This window comes from Anaerocolumna jejuensis DSM 15929 (assembly GCF_900142215.1).
In the GTDB taxonomy this organism is placed as follows: domain Bacteria; phylum Bacillota; class Clostridia; order Lachnospirales; family Lachnospiraceae; genus Anaerocolumna; species Anaerocolumna jejuensis.
Genome location: NZ_FRAC01000008.1, coordinates 371708 through 386550 on the forward strand (window position 1 = coordinate 371708; position 14843 = coordinate 386550).

15 protein-coding genes and 1 other annotated feature are annotated in these 14843 nt (G+C 41.5%); of the genes, 7 read left to right on the top strand and 8 right to left on the bottom strand.

The features are described 5' to 3' along the window. The first annotated feature begins 40 nt into the window (after positions 1-40). Both BUB77_RS07795 and BUB77_RS07800 read left to right on the top strand, forming a co-directional pair. Positions 41-784 (top strand): DUF4143 domain-containing protein, encoded by a 744-nt coding sequence (locus BUB77_RS07795; protein ID WP_330392520.1) that lies wholly within the window; start codon positions 41-43, stop codon positions 782-784. A 451-nt stretch (positions 785-1235) separates the two neighbouring features. Beyond that, complete coding sequence (locus tag BUB77_RS07800) at positions 1236-2228, top strand: amidohydrolase family protein (RefSeq protein WP_073274486.1); 993 nt, start codon at positions 1236-1238, stop codon at positions 2226-2228. A 155-nt stretch (positions 2229-2383) separates the two neighbouring features. On the opposite strand, the gene tyrS is transcribed toward BUB77_RS07800, so the two are convergent. Beyond that, positions 2384-3613 (bottom strand): tyrosine--tRNA ligase, encoded by a 1230-nt coding sequence (gene tyrS / locus BUB77_RS07805; protein ID WP_330392521.1) that lies wholly within the window; start codon positions 3611-3613, stop codon positions 2384-2386. Between the two features lie 147 nt (positions 3614-3760). Beyond that, positions 3761-4019, bottom strand: a binding site (T-box leader). A gap of 153 nt (positions 4020-4172) precedes the next feature. Between tyrS and BUB77_RS07810 the strand changes: the two genes are divergently transcribed. The 4 genes from BUB77_RS07810 (at position 4173) to BUB77_RS07825 (ending at position 7371) form a co-directional block, all read left to right on the top strand. After that, positions 4173-4781 carry a TetR/AcrR family transcriptional regulator gene (locus tag BUB77_RS07810; RefSeq protein ID WP_073274488.1) on the top strand — a complete coding sequence of 203 codons (609 nt, stop codon included), beginning with the start codon at positions 4173-4175 and terminating at the stop codon, positions 4779-4781. A 70-nt stretch (positions 4782-4851) separates the two neighbouring features. Next, positions 4852-5733: an ABC transporter ATP-binding protein gene (locus BUB77_RS07815; RefSeq protein ID WP_073274490.1), complete on the top strand. Its 882-nt coding sequence runs from the start codon at positions 4852-4854 to the stop codon at positions 5731-5733. Positions 5734-5736: 3 nt separating this feature from the next. Continuing rightward, positions 5737-6540, top strand: coding sequence for an ABC transporter permease subunit (locus BUB77_RS07820; protein ID WP_073274492.1), 804 nt, complete (start codon positions 5737-5739; stop codon positions 6538-6540). A 39-nt stretch (positions 6541-6579) separates the two neighbouring features. After that, positions 6580-7371, top strand: a complete 792-nt coding sequence (locus BUB77_RS07825) for an ABC transporter permease subunit (protein WP_073274494.1) — start codon at positions 6580-6582, stop codon at positions 7369-7371. A gap of 117 nt (positions 7372-7488) precedes the next feature. Here the strand turns inward: BUB77_RS07825 and BUB77_RS07830 are convergent, their stop codons facing one another. The 4 genes from BUB77_RS07830 to BUB77_RS07845 form a co-directional block, all read right to left on the bottom strand. Next, complete coding sequence (locus BUB77_RS07830) at positions 7489-8169, bottom strand: uracil-DNA glycosylase (protein WP_073274495.1); 681 nt, start codon at positions 8167-8169, stop codon at positions 7489-7491. A gap of 5 nt (positions 8170-8174) precedes the next feature. Continuing rightward, a complete protein-coding gene (hisF, locus tag BUB77_RS07835; RefSeq protein WP_073274497.1) occupies positions 8175-8939 on the bottom strand; it encodes an imidazole glycerol phosphate synthase subunit HisF in 765 nt (254 codons plus the stop codon). A gap of 10 nt (positions 8940-8949) precedes the next feature. Further along, positions 8950-9555: an imidazole glycerol phosphate synthase subunit HisH gene (gene hisH / locus BUB77_RS07840; RefSeq protein ID WP_073274498.1), complete on the bottom strand. Its 606-nt coding sequence runs from the start codon at positions 9553-9555 to the stop codon at positions 8950-8952. 416 nt (positions 9556-9971) lie between these two features. Then, positions 9972-10586: a TetR/AcrR family transcriptional regulator gene (locus BUB77_RS07845; RefSeq protein ID WP_073274500.1), complete on the bottom strand. Its 615-nt coding sequence runs from the start codon at positions 10584-10586 to the stop codon at positions 9972-9974. A gap of 158 nt (positions 10587-10744) precedes the next feature. Between BUB77_RS07845 and BUB77_RS07850 the strand changes: the two genes are divergently transcribed. Next, positions 10745-11149: a hypothetical protein gene (locus tag BUB77_RS07850; protein ID WP_073274502.1), complete on the top strand. Its 405-nt coding sequence runs from the start codon at positions 10745-10747 to the stop codon at positions 11147-11149. A 402-nt stretch (positions 11150-11551) separates the two neighbouring features. Here the strand turns inward: BUB77_RS07850 and BUB77_RS07855 are convergent, their stop codons facing one another. The 3 genes from BUB77_RS07855 to BUB77_RS07865 form a co-directional block, all read right to left on the bottom strand. After that, complete coding sequence (locus BUB77_RS07855) at positions 11552-12466, bottom strand: sugar phosphate isomerase/epimerase family protein (protein WP_073274504.1); 915 nt, start codon at positions 12464-12466, stop codon at positions 11552-11554. Between the two features lie 84 nt (positions 12467-12550). Then, a complete protein-coding gene (locus tag BUB77_RS07860) occupies positions 12551-13669 on the bottom strand; it encodes a Gfo/Idh/MocA family protein (protein ID WP_073274506.1) in 1119 nt (372 codons plus the stop codon). A gap of 26 nt (positions 13670-13695) precedes the next feature. Further along, entirely contained in the window at positions 13696-14754 is a 1059-nt protein-coding gene (locus BUB77_RS07865) for a Gfo/Idh/MocA family protein (protein WP_073274508.1), read from the bottom strand. Positions 14755-14843: the final 89 nt, after the last annotated feature.

A 14843-nucleotide genomic window follows, 5' to 3' on the forward strand; every position in this document is an offset into this window, starting at 1 on the left:
ATTCCCCTTTTAGGTATTTGACAAAACACGCGAAACGATAATGGAAGATAATGGTACGCAAAAGCACCGGTTTCACTGGGTTTTTGCGTACCAATTTTTATATTCTCCCATTTCGAAAGGGGCTCTCGGCATTGCAGAGTTGGGCACTCTTTTTAGTGGTATAAATTATAAAGAGATATCCGGTGCTATTGATTCACTTAGATTTATGGATTTCATCACATCCGCCGCCGCCCTGTGCGGGCAGATGATGAATTATAAGACCATCTCTGATGCTGCCGGAATTGATCAAGTTACCGCTAAAAACTGGCTCGGAATTTTAGAGAGACTGGGCATTGTGTTTTATCTCCATCCCTATTCCAACAATATGCTTAAACGGATGGTAACGAAACCAAAACTTTATTTCTATGACAGTGGTTTGGTGGCATACCTGACCAAATGGAGCGACAGCAATACTCTGATGAATGGTGCCATGAGCGGCGCGATTCTTGAGAATTTTGTGGTATCTGAAATTGTCAAAAGCTATCAGAACTGTGGCCGAGAAGCTTACATTTATTACTATCGGGATAAGGATACCAAGGAGATAGACATTCTGCTGGAGGACAGCGGTAAGTTATACCCCATGGAAATCAAGAAAACCGCAACTCCGCAAAGCCAGCTTACTCGAGTGTTTGGGGTAATTGATAAAGCGTCCTTAGAACGTGGAACGGGAGCGGTGCTTTGTACGACGGATAGATTGTCGGCATTTGACAGCCAGAATTTGATTGTGCCCATATGGGGAATATAGAAGATACTGGTATCCGGCACCACTACGATAAGATATCATAAGCCTCTATAATAATTGAATCTTTCAACCATATTATAATCATAATCAATTCTATTGTCAATTGAATCAGTTTCTGAATCTGTAAATCAAAATGGGTATGCTGATAAACAAATAGCTAAATCGAACAAAATGTCAAAGATAAAAGCACAAACTATAGCATCTGTTATAGTTGACATTTTCAACAAATATAACTATAATTGAGTTATTAGTTAACTAATAAATATTTAACGAGAGAAGGCTATCCTATGCCATTAAATCCAGTTTTCAATGAATTGCTAAAAACAGATTTCTCAAATTTATATTCACCACTTAGTATCGACTTGGTATGTAAAAAATTAAGGGAAACCTTTAATCATTAACTTGGCTAGCGCAGAAACAACAAGCCATAATCGTAAACAGAGGAGTGTATACAATGAATCCTGTGGAAAAGAATGATACACACAAGATTGACCTTCATGCGCATTACATACCAGGGGCATATAAGAAAGCACTGTTGGAATGTGGTGAAAAAAATCCCGATGGATTTCCGACCCCAGCGTGGAGTTCTGAAGAACATCTGGAAGCTATGGAGTGTCTTAATATAACTGCATCTATGCTTTCTTTATCATCTCCACATATTAACTTCGGAGATAAAAATGCCGCAAAAGCATTAGCCCGTGATGCGAATGAATACGGAGCGGAACTTGTAAGAAAGTACCCCAGGCGTTTCGGCTTGCTTGCATCCCTGCCACTGCCTGATGTGGAAAGCAGCATTGCAGAAATTCGATACGCGATGGATGTCCTGCATGCCGATGGGTTCTCACTGCCTTCCAACACCCGCGGAGTATATCTGGGTAATGAACGCTTGGATCCAATACTGGAAGAACTGAACAAATATAAATCCGTTGTTGCCATTCATCCCAATAAGCCCGGCAGCATCCCCGCTGATGTCGTCGAAGAATTGCCGATCCCCATAATGGAGTTTTTCTTTGATACGTCACGAACTGTCGCTAATATGATACTAAAGGGTACCGTTACCCGCTTCGCAGATATTAAATTTGTCATACCCCATGCCGGAGCATTTTTGCCGATACTTGCAGACAGACTTGCGGCGGCCATTCAGATGATGCCTTCAATCTTTAATGGTCATATTGAAAATAATAGCATAGATGTTTACTCCGATTTAAGAATACTTTACTATGATGTCGCCGGCGTCTGCCTGCCAAGGCAGCTTCCGGCAATGATGCAGCTTGCTGATGCTGATCATTTCTTATATGGCAGTGATTTTCCATATACGTCTTTGCCCGCATGTATGAAACTAGAAGAGGCTTTGAAAAATACGGATTTGCTCACTGAAGAACAGCGTCGGCGTATTAATTACGCAAATGCTTTGCAGCTATTTCCACGGTTGTCACAAGGTGAGTAAATATAAAAGTGCCAGGCTGGGTTCTTATGTACTTTTGTCGTCAGCTAAATTAGGCAAACAGCGACTCAATAAAAACAACCTCTCAGCACCTAAATTGATGTTTTGAGGTCGTTTTCATAACTGTTTTGCCTAAAGCCTCACAGAAAAAAGAGACTTTATTTAATAATCTTAGCAAATTTCTTCTTACCGATTTTCATGACATCACCGCAGACCAGCACACTGTCCAGTTCCTCCAGGGAAAGGACCTCTCCGTTCAGGGATATTCCTCCCTGGGACAAAAGCCTTCTGAATTCACTGCCGCTTGGAACATATTTTTCCTCAATCAGCTTTGGGATAATTCCCCCAAGGGTATCCTTATCCAGGTCGATTACCAGTTCCGGTATGGCTGCCGGAATCCCTTTTTTCATAAAGGCTTCCCTGTAATATTTCTCAGCCTCCTCTGCCTCCTCCTTATGGTACAGGCCGGTGATAATTCTTGCCAGCTCATACTTTACATCTCTGGGATTTCGTCCTTCCTCCAATTCCTTCTTAAGCCCTGCCACCCTATCGGGATGCTCATCCGTAACAAGCTCATAGTACCGGATAATCAGGGAATCCGGCACCTCCATCACCTTTTTGAACATGACAGTGGCCGGCTCATGGATACCGATGTAATTACCAAGGCTCTTACTCATCTTCTCTACTCCGTCAAGTCCTTCCAGAATCGGCATGAATACCGCTGCCTGAGCCTCCATCCCCATCCACTTTTGAAGGCTTCGCCCCATCAGTATGTTAAAGGTCTGATCGGTTCCTCCGATTTCAATATCTGCTTTCAGAGCCACCGAATCATAGGCCTGCATCAGGGGATAAAAGAATTCATGAAGGCCGATGGGAATATTGTTTTTATATCTGTCAGAGAAATCATCCCTTTCCAATATTCTGGCAACGGTAACGGAAGCTGCCAGCCTTATGACTTCTTCAAAATTCAGCTGCTTCAGCCAGCTGCTGTTAAATACCACTTCCGTCTTTTCTTTATCCACGATTTCAAAAATCTGCTCCGTATAGGTCCTGGCATTCTCCTTCACCTGCTCTTCACTGAGGGCTGCCCGGCCCTTTGATTTTCCCGTAGGGTCTCCGATTCTCCCGGTAAAATCTCCGATTACAATAACCGCTCTGTGGCCTAGCTCCTGCATCTGACGTATTTTACGAAGCACAACGCTGTGTCCCAGGTGAATATCCGGGGCACTGGGATCAAGTCCCAGCTTTATGGTGAGTCCCCTGTTTTCAGCAATTGCTCTCGTTAGTTTATTCCTTAATTCCTCCTCTCCTACAATTTCCTTTGCTCCCTTGGCAATAATCTTCATCTGCTCTTCTACGGTTTTCATTTTCTTTTTGTCCTTTCTCATTCATTTATGGGTCTCATACATTTATGAGATAAGCACGCATTCTTTGGCCTTTTCGCAGTACACCTGTTTTTCTGTCATTTTATTTCATAAATTTCCTGCTTGTAAGCAGAACCTTTTATAAAATAAAAAAAGCCCCCGTCCTTCTGCTGAAAGGACGGGAGCATATATCCCGTGTTACCACCTGTTCTTTATAAACAATTCGCATTGCTTACCTCTTCAAGTACTCCATTAATATGGGTTATACTCTAGCACTATAACGTGTGCAGGTTACGTCGCAGCCTACTTAAATACTGTTCGGTGCGCAGCTCAAAGATGTATTCATAACCAGACTGCCATACGCCTCTCATCTCCCGGCTGCTTTCTGTTTGGATTACCGATTATTACTTCTTCTTATCATTGCTTTTAAGATTTATGAAATTGTATATATTATATTTACGTTTACCCTGTTTGTCAAGTTGAAAATTTTTAATATTTTAAATATTCTTATTGACCGAATCGGTCGACGGAGTTATAATAGCATCGACCGAATCGGTTTACATCAAAAAAGGAGGTGAACATCTTGGAAAAATTCGAAAATCTGCCGGAGAAAAAGCAAAAAACCATCATAGATGGAGCCCTTAAAGTCTTTGCCGCAAACGGCTATAAAAAAGCTTCCGTTAGTGACATTGCTTTGGCAGCCGGTATATCAAAGGCCATGGTTTTCCACTATTTCGGAACAAAAAAAGGGTTGTACCTGTACCTTATCAGATTATGCAGTGATATCATAACAAAAGAAATAAAAAAGAATTTTGACAGCACGGTAACTGATTTTTTTGATCGCATTATCCTAAGCTCTGACATCAAGATTGCCGCCATGAAAAAATATACGGCAATCCCAGCCTTTCTGACCGGCATGTATTATGAAAAGGACGAGGAGGTAAGGGAGGATATTGAAGCCCTTCTGGCTGAGGGCGATGAATTCAGAAAACATCTTACCTTTGACGGCCTTGATACCTCCAGATTCAAGGATAACGTTGATGTAGCTCTTGTTCTGAAAATGCTGGTGTGGATTGCGGAAGGATTCAGCAGTGGTTCGGCCCTCAAAACCGATGAAGATATTGAAGCAATGTGCAATGAATTCTATAAATGCCTGAGGCTGTTAAAAGAGAATTTATATAAAGACCCATAAGTTATGGAACTCTTGTGGTATGCCAAATGATAGTATTTATAAATTAAAATCTCTTATTGGAGGAACTTTTATGAATGTTATTGAGATTAAAAACTTGACAAAAAGCTATGGAAGTGCCAGAGGAATTACAGATGTTACGCTGAATGTGGAGCAGGGGGAAGTATTTGGCTTCATTGGTCCTAACGGTGCCGGCAAATCTACTACCATCCGTACTTTATTAGGACTTATTCATCCGACAAATGGAACTGCAACCATTTTCGGAAAGAGCTGCATAGAAGACCCAAGTGTCAGAAAGGATTTGGGTTACCTGCCGTCAGAGGTATTTTATTATGATAATATGAGGGTCATTGACCTGTTAAAATACTCCGCCAGCTTCTATGGAAAGGACTGCACCGCCCGCATAAAGGAGCTTGCAGAAACAATGGATCTGGATTTGAAGAAAAAAATAGAGGACCTATCCTTTGGCAATAAGAAAAAGGTGGGAATTGTCCAGGGACTTCTCCATGAACCAAAGCTCATCATATTGGATGAACCTACCAGCGGGCTGGACCCATTGATGCAGCAGAAATTCTTTGAGCTTATTGAACAGGAAAATAAAAAAGGAGCCACCATATTCTTTTCCTCCCATATTCTAAGCGAGGTACAGAGATTGTGCAGCCGTGTTGCCTTTATAAAGGACGGTAGGATTATTCGGCTGGAGAAAATAAGCTCCCTTCAGGAAAACAGCTACAAAAGAATTCATCTGGAGGCAAAATCCGGTCTCTCCGACAGCCTGTTCAAGGTACCTGGTATCAGCGATTTAAAGCTGGAAGAAGGAAAAGCCGATTTCATCTTTAAAGGCAACATTAATGATATCGTAAAGAAAGCAGCAGAAATCAACCTTCGCAATATTTCCATCAGCGAACCGGACCTGGAAGAAATCTTTATGCATTATTACGCAAAGGAGGATTAGATTATGAATATCTTTCTCTTTGAATTAAAAAGCCTGCGAAAAAATACCATTATATGGACTTGTTCCCTGTTCGCGCTGGCAGCTATTTATTTAAGCCTGTTTCCCAGTATTGCAAAAGATGCAGCGGACTTTAAGAACCTTCTTAGCGGCTATCCTCAGGCAATCAGAGATATGCTCGGCATCCAGCTTGACTCCATTGCAACCCTTTTTGGATTCTATTCCATGATTTTTGCCTTTATCCTTTTAGGCGGTGCCATTCAGGCTATGAATCTTGGACTTTCCATGCTGTCCAAAGAATCCAGAGAGCGGACTGCCGATTTTCTGCTGGTTAAGCCGGTTTCCAGAACCGCCATAACAAGCTCTAAAATCCTGGCTTCCCTTACGTCCCTGCTGCTGACCAACGCCGTATTTTTTCTTGCTTCTTTCCTTCTTGCCAATGCAGTAAACACAGGAAATCTGGATTTTAAGTTATTTTTCCTGATAAATATCACTTTGCTCTTCATTCAGATAATATTCTTCTCTCTGGGCTTAGTGGTATCGGTATTTTTTAAAACCTTAAAATCCGTATTGCCTTTGTCACTGGGAATAACTTTAGCCCTGTACATGGTGGGCTCCCTGCTGGCCTCCGGAGCTGATGCAGAAATTGTACGATATTTTTCACCTTTTAAATATTTTGAGATACCCTATATCATTAACCACGGAAGTTATGAAATACCCTACCTCCTGACCGGTTTAATCATAACTGTTGTCTCAATAGCTGTAAGCTATGTTGTCTATAACAAAAAAGATATTCATGCAGTCAGTTAGTAACGATAGGATGCTATCGTCAAAATTAGGAGGTAAATTATGAATGTTTTTTTCCGTGAACTAAAAGCGAACCGCAAAGCTCTCCTGATATGGTCAATCTGTATGTTCCTGCTGGTTATCAGTGGAATGGGCAAATATACCGCCTATACCTCCGGCAATAACAGTGATGTGTTCAACCAGATGCCCCATTTGGTCAAGGCGCTGTTTGGCTTTGCAAACTTTAATGTAACTACAATAGATGGTTTTTATGCCTTCCTGTTTATATATCTTTCCATTACACTGGCAATTCATGCAATACTTCTGGGCTGCGGAATTGTTTCAAAAGAGGAAAGGGATAAAACCACAGAATTCCTTATGGCAAAACCAATATCCAGAAGGAGCATCCTTACGGCAAAATATGCTGCTGCCATTGTAAATCTTATTATTATAAACCTAGTGACCTACATTTCCTCTGTCATAGCCGTAAATCAATTTAAAACCGGAAAGGAAATGAATATAACCATCCTGCTGTTTATGGTAACCATGCTTATTATGCAGCTTATATTCTTCTCTCTGGGTACCCTTCTTGCTGCTCTGGTCAAAAAGCCGAGAACTTCTTCCTCAGCAGCTGCCGGGATATTGCTTGTTTCCTACTTTATCGCCAGGGTAACAGATTTAAAGAGCGAGCTGAATATCTTAAATATCCTGTCACCCTTTAAATACTTCGATTACGGCAGAGTTCTTAACGGAAACGGCTTAAGTCTTGTCATTGTTATAATATCTCTTCTTCTGACCGTAATTTTTACTGTATTTACCTACCGTTTCTATGAAAAGAGGGAATTCAGCATCTAGCCTAAAAGTATGTATTGATATAAGTTGTAATAAGTTTTAATTAAAATTTGATTTGAGTGACAAAAGCCTTGCTTCAAAAGGAACACAGGCAATTTACACAAATTTACGTATTTAGGATTATATTGAAACATCCTCAATCTGCCAGTCAATAGGGGTAATTCCATTAGCCTTCAGGAAATCATTGGCTTTGCTAAAGTGCCTGCAGCCGAAAAATCCCCTATAGGCTGAAAGAGGACTTGGATGAGGCGCCTCCAGGATAAGGTGTTTGGGATTGGTAAGCATGGGCTTTTTCATTCCCGCAGGCCTTCCCCAGAGCAGGAATACAACAGGCCTGTCAATGGTATTTACTGCATGGATCACCGCATCGGTGAATTCCTCCCAGCCTTGACCCTGATGGGAATTGGCCTGATGAGCCCGCACCGTAAGCACAGTATTCAAAAGAAGCACTCCCTGCTCGGCCCACTTCACCAGGTATCCATTATTAGGTACCCGAAGCCCCAGATCCTCCTCAAGCTCTTTATAAATATTCAGCAAAGAGGGCGGAATTTCTACATCCGGCTTCACGGAAAAGCATAGGCCATGGGCCTGGCCCACATTATGGTAAGGGTCCTGGCCAATAATGACCACCTTAACCTTGTTCAAGGGTGTCAGATGAAAAGCATTAAAAATGTCATCTGCATTTGGATATATTATATGGTTACCGTATTCTTCTTTTATAAAACGATAAAGCTTTGCATAGTAATCTTTGTGAAACTCTTCTCCGATTGCTTCCAACCAGTCATTTGTTATTGCACTCATATCATTTAATCCTTTCTTACACTAATCCCGTTACTACTAAGATAATCCTTTAAATCCCTGATTTCAAGTTCTTTGTAATGAAAAAGAGAAGCTGCAAGGACTGCATCCGCCTTCCCCTCAGTAAAAGCCTCGAGAAAGTGCTCCTTTTTACCGGCACCGCCGGAAGCTATCACGGGAATGGAGACATTTTCCGATATGGTTCTGGTAAGCTCCAGGTCATACCCATCCTTGGTCCCGTCACAGTCCATGCTGGTAAGGAGAATCTCTCCGGCTCCAAGCCTGTCTGCCTGCATTGCCCACTCTACCGCATCAATCCCCATATCCACACGTCCGCCGTTCTTATATATATTCCAGCCAAGGCCATCCTCCCGCTTTTTTGCATCAATTGCAACAACCACGCATTGGCGCCCGAACTTATCTGCCGCTTCGGATATCAGAGTGGGATTTAAGATAGCAGCGGTATTTACTGCAATTTTATCCGCTCCTTCTCTTAATATGACCTTAAAATCATCAATGCTTCGAATCCCCCCGCCTACGGTGAAGGGGATAAATACTGTCTCTGCCACTCTTCTTACCATATCAAGCTTAATAGCTCTTGCATCAGAGGAAGCCGTGATATCTAAAAATACCAGTTCATCGGCGCCGGCCTTATCATATTCCTTTCCGACTTCTACCGGATCACCTGCATCCCTTAGGTTCAAAAAATTAATTCCCTTTACAACACGCCCGTTATGGACATCCAGACATGGAATAATCCTCTTTGTAAACATATGCTGCCTCCTATAGTCCTGCGAAATTTTTAAGTATTTTAAGTCCTACCTCACCGCTCTTTTCCGGGTGAAACTGGCAGGCAAAAATATTGTCCTTTTCCACCGCCGCATGTATTGTAACTCCATACTCCGTGGAAGCCGCTGCTTCCTCTTCCTTATCCGCTTTCAGGTAATAGGAGTGGACAAAATATACATAGGACTGATCGGGAATTGAAGCAAAGAGTTTCCTGTCCTTTTTGATAGTCAGGGAATTCCATCCCATATGAGGAATCTTAAGTCCGAAGCTATCCGGTATACGTAGAATTTTGCCCTTTAGAATTCCAAGGCCGGCAACTCCCGGTGCCTCATCGCTTTCATCAAACATAAGCTGAAGTCCAAGACAGATACCAAGGAACGGCTTACCGCTGGCTGCTGTTTCCTTTATAACATCCACCAAGTGGTAATTTTCAAGCTTTTCCATGGCTTCTCCGAAGGCTCCGACACCGGGCAATATTACCTTATCCGCTGCAAGTATTTCTTCCCTGCTTCTTGTTATTACCGCATCTTCTCCAAGATAATGCAAAGCCTTCTCAACACTTTTTAAATTACCTGCATCATAATCAATTATAGCTATCATGTCCTTGTCCTTTCTGTTATGCTTCTTTGTTCCTTTATTTTATAATAGCTGATTTATAAAAACAAGTCTTTAAGAAATTTTATGCATTTTTATTCGGATACTTTTATTTTTTGTTTGTTCACATTTTTGATTATTCTTATCTTTAAAGTTAAGCTTCTATTATCCATCACAGCGTTACTCACGTTTATAGTAACAATCAATTATAAAAATAAACAATAAAAAATGATTATCCCAAGTTTCAGGATAATCATTTTTTAACAAATCAGGAGCTGGACGGTATCCTGACTGTTAAAGGCAGGACCAGCGGTAGCCCATGGGGTAGCGCATGGACGCAAAAGAAGTATTTTATTTCGCCAATAACGCTTGAAGTATACCGTTCTGTTAAGTTAGCAATTTAGCACACAGACATAAGTACTCTAACCCATTGCCATATCAAGCAGCCCTACAATTGTGGATATGGCAATTGACTTCATGTTGCTAAGCTCCACATCATTTCTCTTATATCGAATGTGCTCATGGCATAGCTGTTCAATGATACCATAGCATATGCGAAGCCTCTCTAACAGTAAATCACCTAAATAGCCAGCGGCTACGAGTTTTTCATACAGTGTTTCTAGCATCTTGCTTTCAAAATGGTTAAAGAGGACTTGTATGTCGTTATTAAGTAATGCCAATGCTAAAAATTCATTGTGCGCAGCTGCATTCATCGTGTGTGATGCAATGGATAAGTCAATGAACTTTTCAATTACTACGGCAATATTCCCTCTGTCAATAGTTGAGCAAAATATTGGGCGGAACTGTTCTTCCAGCCGAAAAATATATAAACCAACCACTTCTTTTAGGATGTCTTTTTTGTCATGAAAATAGCTATATACTATCCCGGTAGATACACCGGCGGCCTTTGCTATTTCTGCTGTATTGGTTCTATAGTATCCTTTTTCGCAGAACAAATCATAACTGGCGTTAATAATGGCAGTTCTCTTTTCTATGGAACGTTTTTGCTTAGGGATGCGAATTTCATTGGCGGACACCTTTACACTCACCTGCCTTTACTTTATTAGTATTATACAATGCCGAAAACAAAAAAGCAATTAAACATGAAATATTTTTCACGTTTACACTTGACAAAGCCCAGCGTTTTGTATATGCTACAAACATGAAATAAATTTCATATTTTAGGAGGGATAGAATGAATAGCAGAAAATTAAGAACTACACCAAAGCAGTACACCGTTTACCTGATTTTTATGCTCATTGCCTGCAGTGGTGCTGTTGTTTGGCAAGTATGCCTGCCAAACTTTGCAGAACAATTTACCAGTTGGGGAAGTGCTTTGGGATGGCAGCGGGAAATAGCATTGTGGAATATCGGTATCATTGCAGCAATTATTTTTACCTTAGTAAAAAAGAATGTGGAAATGATGAAGCTGCTCACGATACAATCGACAATTTTATGCTGGCTGCTGGGCATCAATCATTTGGCAGCACTTTTAATGAATTTCTCATTTACATATACAATACACATTTTAGGAGTTTTTGAGGTTATGCTGTTAGGCGGAATTTGGGGAACAATTTTGCTGATTAAATCAAGAACATAACTTTTAAGGACACGAGGGTACATGATGATTACCAAAGGGTGGACATTGGCAAGAACCGTACCCGGCAGCTTGACATCTATTACTACTTCATCGGCATCCTCTACTCGCCGGAGGTTGCCGCTCTGCTGTACATCAAGACCTTGGACACAAGGCAAGAGGGTGGCGGTTGAGTACCTCCGCCGTAAAGCCAGTTAAAATTGAAAATAGGAGCAATCTTTCGATTGCTCCTATCTCCCAAATATTCAATGCCGCTATGAATCTTCGACATGTGTCAGCATAAATGCACTCTTGCAGTTCCATCCGGCTATTGCCTCCTGCCGGGAGGCATCCTCTTTCTTACCTATCCAAGGATAATATCATTTTATTGTACCTGGTTTGAAAGCTTTGTCCCAATGAATCTAATTATGCTATAAAATTCTTTAAATACCCTGCGCTGAGAATCACCGCTTTTTTGGCATCCTCGATGGAGTTTTCAAAAGCTTTATCCTCTACTTCGATACAGGTATAACCCTGATATCCGATATCGGTTAACGCAGATACATATTTACCCCAGTTCACATCTCCCAATCCGGGAAGCTTGGGGGCCATATACTGGAGGGAGGTTGCCATGATTCCGACATCCTCCAGCTTCTCTTTATAGATCTTAATATCCTTATAATGTACATGGAATATTTTTTCTTTAAATTCATACAGGGGCTTGATATAGTCTATCTGCTGCCATACAAAATGGGAGGGATCATAGTTCAGTCCAAAATTGTCATAATCCAGTATTTTAAATACTTTTCGCCATATAGCAGGAGTTGTCATTAAATTTTGACCGCCAGGCCATTCATCCTCCGTAAACAGCATGGGACAGTTCTCAATTGCAACCTTTACACCCTTTTCCTTTGCATGGTCCAGAATAGGGGGCCATATTTCCTTTATAAGCTCCAGGTTCTCACTGACGGTCTTTTTACTGTCCCGGCCTATAAAAGTTGTTACCATATTTATCCCTAATTTTGCGGATGCATCGATTAATTTGTGTAAATGCCCTATATAAATATCTCTTTTTTCCTTATCCGGTTCCATGGTATTGGGATAGTAGGCAAGGGAGGAGATTTCCACACCCTTCTCCTTTAAATACCTCTGTATACAGGCACATTTTTCCTCATCCAGGGTATCTGCATCGATATGGGTAACTCCCGCATACCGGCGCACTGCTTTTCCTTTAGGCCAGCAGCAGACTTCCACACATTCAAGCTTATTATCTGCTGCAAAATCAATCATTTCTTCAAAAGAAAGCTCTCCCAGAATAGCACTTACAAATCCTAATTTCATAAAGCTCTTTCCTTTCAAATGTAAATTGGTATTTCGTGTTATAAAATAATAAGTTTCCTTATCCCAATGATATTCTTGCAGGAACTATTCAAAAAATACTTCCTTCCCGGTTGCGGCTGACTGATAGATGGCATCTAAAATTTGTGTTACTACGAAAGCCTGCTCCGGCTTTACCAGCGGCTCCCCGTCATTTTTAATAGCCTCCAGCCACTGCTTCGCTTCCAATACCCCTTCGGTCATTTTCTTCCCGCTGAAATAAGCAACTGCTCCGCCCGGTGAAAAATGTTCTTCTGTCAGCTTACCGTGATGACCTCTGTTATATACTAATTTATCTTCTTTATCCGTTACACTCATACCCGAACGTATCTCGGCTCCGGCTTTTGTCCCGCACAGAGTCGTTGCTGCTTCTTTCGCCCCCAGCATATTCAGCGCCCAGGAGCTCTCCAGATAAATCGTTGCCCCATTTTCCATCTTTACGTAACCAAAGGCAGAATCCTCTACTTCATAGGTTTTAGGGTCCCAGGGTCCGAAAATATTACTCTCTGCTGCTTCCGGCAGATGGCCCAGCTTATAAAATACGGAACCTGTTGCTGATTTGGGTTTATAATTATCCATTGTCCAAAGTGTCATGTCAAGGGCATGAGTTCCAATATCAATTAATGGTCCGCCGCCTTGAAGAGCCTTATTGGGGAATACACCCCAGGTGGGAACAGCGCGCCTGCGGATTGCATGTGCTTTTGCAAAATAGATATCCCCCAATTCTCCTTCCTGGCATGATTTATACAACGCCTGAACCTCCTGACGGAAACGGTTCTGATAACCAATGGTGAACTTTTTACCGGATTTTTTCCAGGCGTCCATCATCATTTTTGCCGCCTCCGTATTATGGGCCATTGGCTTTTCACACATAACATGCTTTCCTGCTTCAAATGCTGCGACCGTTGCGGGACAATGAACTACATTGGGCGTAAGTACATGGACCAAATCCACCTCCGAATTTTTAAGCATTTCATGATAATCCGTATAGACCTTCGCTCCCTCCACACCAAATTCCCTGGCTGCCTGTACTGCCCTCTCCTCGATGATATCGCAGAATGCGACCATTTCGCACAGCTCAGGTAAATCCTTCAATGATGGAAAATGCTTGTTAAAAGCAATTCCTCCGCATCCTATAAATCCAATTTGTATTTTTCCGTCTTTCATAGCTACCTCCGTTTGTTTTAAATTATTTACTCAAAATCCACTGATTTTCTTAGCTCAGCAGATTTTCTTACCGCTTCCATAACCTGTAATACTCTTCTTACCTGCTCCGGCCTTACAATCAATTCCTCCGTCTCATTTATAAATCCAAGAAGATTTCTGAAAAAATCATTCCAGTCATTGTGTTTTCTCGTTATTTCCGGTAAAGCCTCGGTGCAGACAACATCTTCCGCTTTGGTCGAAAAAGTTCTGGTCGGACCCGCATCTAAATTCTTAACGTTCTCCGGTAAGGCCTTTTGCATAATACCGGCACGATAGATGGCCCCCGTATCTGCTTTTATATTTTCCACCACCATGGTTCCGCTGTCTCCGGATACATACCATCTTGGCATTTTATTCAGGAGGAGGGTCCCCAGCTCAATTTCTGCTGCCAGTCCGCTTTCAAAATACAGCATAACCTTAAAATAATCATCCACCTCTTCATTGACCACACTTTTCATGTCAGCACATATCTGCGTGATTTTACCTGGTATCAAATCCAATATCTGATCGATTAAATGCACGCCCCAGTCGTAAAGCATTCCTCCGCCATACTGCTTATAAACATGCCAATCATGCATTTTTCCGAAAACACCGGAAAGGCTTGATTTGACCATATAGACCTTTCCAAGCTTATTCTCGCTGACTGCCAGCTTAACCATGGAGTAATCACGGTCCCAGCGTCTGTTCTGGTCCACTGTAAATATAACTCCGTTTTGCTGTGCTGCTTCGTACATTTGGTCAAATTCATCAACGGTAAGCGCACAAGGCTTCTCTACAATAATGTTCTTTTTGGCATATGCAGCATCAATGGCAATCATTTTGTGGAGATGATTTGGTACGGAAATCATTACCCAATCTACTTCATTATCTAATAACAGCTCTTTGTAATCGCTGTAACGCTTTATACCTTCTTTCACCTTTTCTAATTGCTTTGAATCCGTATCACAGACAGCAACTATTTCAACCTCATCCATTGTACCGGCATGATTATTGTGCCATTGTCCCATAAAGCCATATCCGATTATGCCTAATTTTAATTTCTTCATTCTGCCACCTCTCAGTAAAGTTATAAGCCATGGAATCAATTAACTGTTAGAGTACTTTCTATTTCATGCTATTATTATCCCTTATCCCA